Source organism: Vibrio scophthalmi LMG 19158 (genome assembly GCF_000222585.1).
GTDB lineage: Bacteria > Pseudomonadota > Gammaproteobacteria > Enterobacterales > Vibrionaceae > Vibrio > Vibrio scophthalmi.
In genome coordinates, this window is sequence record NZ_AFWE01000126.1 from 1 (window position 1) to 3,568 (window position 3,568).

At 41.0% G+C, this 3,568-nt stretch carries 4 protein-coding genes; all 4 read right to left on the reverse strand.

The window, feature by feature from the left end; translation table 11 throughout:
- Nucleotides 1-100 precede the first annotated feature (100 nt).
- The 4 genes from RH88_RS10180 to RH88_RS23880 all read right to left on the reverse strand — a co-directional run bounded on the left by RH88_RS10180 (nucleotide 101) and on the right by RH88_RS23880 (nucleotide 3,555).
- The gene (locus RH88_RS10180) at nucleotides 101-1,429 is read right to left on the reverse strand and encodes a zonular occludens toxin domain-containing protein (protein WP_005595562.1); all 1,329 of its coding nucleotides are present in this window, start codon (nucleotides 1,427-1,429) and stop codon (nucleotides 101-103) included.
- Entirely contained in the window at nucleotides 1,426-1,806 is a 381-nt protein-coding gene (locus tag RH88_RS10185; RefSeq protein WP_005595563.1) for a DUF2523 family protein, read from the reverse strand. Before RH88_RS10185 ends, RH88_RS10180 begins: the two co-directional genes overlap by 4 nt.
- Before the next feature lie 11 nt (nucleotides 1,807-1,817).
- The gene (locus RH88_RS10190) at nucleotides 1,818-3,299 is read right to left on the reverse strand and encodes a virulence factor TspB C-terminal domain-related protein (RefSeq protein WP_005595566.1); all 1,482 of its coding nucleotides are present in this window, start codon (nucleotides 3,297-3,299) and stop codon (nucleotides 1,818-1,820) included.
- A 148-nt stretch (nucleotides 3,300-3,447) separates the two neighbouring features.
- Complete coding sequence (locus RH88_RS23880; protein ID WP_277422381.1) at nucleotides 3,448-3,555, reverse strand: major capsid protein; 108 nt, start codon at nucleotides 3,553-3,555, stop codon at nucleotides 3,448-3,450.
- Between the last annotated feature and the right edge of the window lie 13 nt (nucleotides 3,556-3,568).

Here is a 3,568-nt window from a genome sequence, read left to right on the forward strand (position 1 = left end):
AAGGGCGATTTAAACTATCGAGAAAATTGCAGAACAAATAAAGACAAAAACCAAAAACTAGCAAAAGCAGACAAAATATAAATTCATACATAAAACCACCTTAGAACAAAGTAATGTTAGGCTGAAAACGCTCAGCATCTTCATTTGAAGCTAAATGCCCCTGAATATCGTCGATATCTTCGTCATCTTCAATGACTTCTCGCACATAAAACGGATTACACGTAACTGGCTGAGTCATATCCCCCAAACGCAAATTCACCAAACAAGGTGAAATATCTTCAACAACTAAACCAATGGATTCAGGATAAAAAACCGCACTATCAGAAGTGCGAACGAATGAATAAAAAATATCTTTGCCAGCGTGACGATGTTCAGTTACCGAGCCTGAGATATAAACATCAGTAAGCAACTCAAGAAGAATATTTTGCGGGTTAAATTCGTCGGTAGTTTTTGGGGCCGGTTGGCCAGCTGGTGCAACCTGCTCTACTGGTGTGTCAGTTGATGAATCGCCAAACAAAAACTTAGAGCTGAATGAGTAAATACAAAAAATCAAAAGACCGATAAAAAAGATCATTACATAGACCATGAACGGAATTTTGAATTTATGGGTGTGAATCTCAGCAGACCAATAAACACCATAGAATTTTTTGTCGCGGGAAATGGATTTCTTTTTGGCCTGCTTGGAATCATGGTAATCATCGGGATTGAAACACTTGGGTGATTCTTTACGAGTAACCTGACTACCACCAAACGCATTAAAATAATGAACATGGCAACCAACTAATTTACGTAAGTTGGCATCACATAAAGTCCGGTCTTGGGTAACAAAGTGAATGTCATAACCACCATGACGGTGAGTCTCTAATGCACCAATTGCCGGAGGGACTTTTGAGCCAACGGCGCGAGGTGGAAAAAATTGCTGACATTCATCAATGAAAATAATGGAACGCTTGGGCAGTTCCATCCAGTTCCTAGGGTCAGAGAAATGAGTGAAGTGAAAATTGAGAGATCTTACCATCTCAAATTTATCAACATCGGAATCCCCTGCTGCCTCTAAAACCCTATCGAGCTTAACGAGTTTCTTAACCGGATAACAGCGTTTAACCCAATAGAGCCACGTTGAAAAATGATCATGGGAATCAAACAAAGTTTCAAGCCAAGGAACATCAGCCAAAGTAACAAAATCACCTTCATCATGGATAGGTTTCATAATTTTGATGAGTTTGCGTTTCTGAGCTTTATCGGTAAGACGTGGAAAGTACCAGCCGTAATACCAACCGGAGAATGATTTAGCCACCTCCATATCAAGCATCAAAAGTTTAACGTTGTTGTAAAAGTATGGGCGGTCAGAGTCATGACCGCTAACTAGTTCCTTTAGGCTGTTAAGTGTTTTTGATGCACCTGGTAAACCTGTCCGTAAATAAATCATGCGTCAAATCCACCACGGTTAGCGCCGGGCTTATACCAAGCTTGAGCAGCAAATGCACCTTCACGAACACCCTTCAAAGTAAGAAGAAAAGCGCCAGCAGAAATCATAAGGTTAAGGGCTTTATCAAGCCACATGTAACCAGCCAGAGCGACAACATCAGAACCTAGAGCGCCAAGGGAATTTAGCCCGTTAAAGGATTCAACCGCCGTAGCAATAAGACGACCTGTTAGTAAATCCATACCGGAAAAAACGACGATACCGAAACCAGCAGAGATAAGAATATTTGAAGCGGTTGCACCAAGAGCGCCAGCAAGCCAAGGTAAAGCAGCACGAATCCAACCGAACAAAAACGAAAAAGCATTGATGAGTAATGGCATAAAACCCCCTATTACAGATGTTTAGCAATCATTAAGAACGAAGCGACAGAAGCGGAGGCCATGATGAAAAAACGAAACACCAAAGCCAAATCACAAAAAGGTTGAAAATCAATAACCCAAGGCTGACCTAAAACGTGGTAAGTGCGGGCAGCAGGACAACCACCATCGAAGCTAAACCCATTAGCAGTGGTGTAAGCATCAAGAGCATCATCAGCGCTAGTTTTGGATTCTGCATAAACACCCTTAAAAGCCCCGTCAGCATTAACAGAACTTTGAGAAATACCCTTTAGGTCATCGTGAAGGCTAGATAATGAATCTTCATAACCAGAAAGAGCGTCACGAGTACCACATTCATTAAGCCAACTGGATTTAGCTAGATAACAAGTTGCAGCGTCACCATCACATTCAAAGGAAGCACAACCAACAGCAGTAATAGACCCCTTTTCTTTCTCACCAAGCTTATCAATGGCGTTAACAATATCTTTAGATGAGCCATCAATAGCAGAGGTAATATCTGAGCCAATATTGTTAATTGCACCAATTTGAGAAAGGCTTAAAGCTTTTTGCGCAAGGTAGATTTCGTAATCTTGTTTAATTTGTGAATCAATAGTTTCACCAACAGCATGAGTGGTTTTATTAATGCCATCGAGTTCAGTTGTTAAATCAGCGATACCGTCATTCAAATCTTTATTCAAAGCAGTAGCAGCAGCGTTATGGTCACGGTTTAAGTTCTGTAAAGCAGTAAGAACGGCGGTATCCGTAGTTTCTTCAGGAGTAACTTCATCAGGATTGGGTTTTTCAAAACTTGGAGGCTTAGGGTTAGAAGTGTCGGGAGCATCAGGATTAAAACCACCACTAGGAGGGTCGATAGGTTTGGAAGGATCTAAATCAGACAAACATTCAGGCCAGTTAGCACCACCAACAACACAACTATCAGACATAACACATTTAAGGTCTAAAGAAGGTTCAATAAGGTCATTACCGTTATTACACTGAGAAACAAAAGTACCACCCTGAGCATGACAAGCGTTATCAGCCTCTATGATTTGGTCAATGGTAGATTGACGGTCACAGAAAGGGATATCTTCGCAAAGACCAGTATCTGGATTAAAAATATCATCACCTTCACATGAAGGAGGTGGAACAATACAAGCACCAGAAGAATTCAATTCAGAACCAACAGGACAAGAAGTAGTTTCAGAATAAAAGACAGTACCAGCAGAAGTTTCGGTACCATCAGGAAGGCGGTGATAAATTTTAAATTGACCACGATAACCACTAATGCGAGTTATAACACGAGTGCCACTATATTCATAACTAGTACCAATGCACTGTGTATTCCAATAAGACCAAGTGCCACTAACGCCAAAAGTTAAGCAAGGTACATTTAAAGTAGTCGAATGGGTTGGAGTAATTATTTTCGTTGAGGCAAAAGCACCAAAAGAAACACCAAAAAATAAAAATAAAAGGAGTGAAAATTGTTTGATATTCATGGGATTCCCTAGGGCATCAGGCGACGAATGCAGTCAGTAACAACGAGTAAAACAAAAACGAGAAGTAAATCATTAGGGGAAAAGACATAAGGCATGTTGAGCTCCAAAAAAGGGGCACAAAGCCCCTTAAAAATTGGTTGGTAAGTGGTTAGCCAAAAATCGCGCCTTTAGCCCATTTGAACACAACAGCAACGCCAGCTAGACCGATAAGCGCCCCACCAATTTCAGTGATTGCAGCAGTGCCATCAGTAGTGATAGCCGCTGTAGCT

Coding starts and splice junctions, on each gene's coding strand:
- RH88_RS10190 (WP_005595566.1), bottom strand. CDS start 3,299: ATGAATATCAAACAATTTTCACTCCTTTTATTTTTATTTTTTGGTGTT.
- RH88_RS10180 (WP_005595562.1), bottom strand. CDS start 1,429: ATGATTTATTTACGGACAGGTTTACCAGGTGCATCAAAAACACTTAAC.
- RH88_RS10185 (WP_005595563.1), bottom strand. CDS start 1,806: ATGCCATTACTCATCAATGCTTTTTCGTTTTTGTTCGGTTGGATTCGT.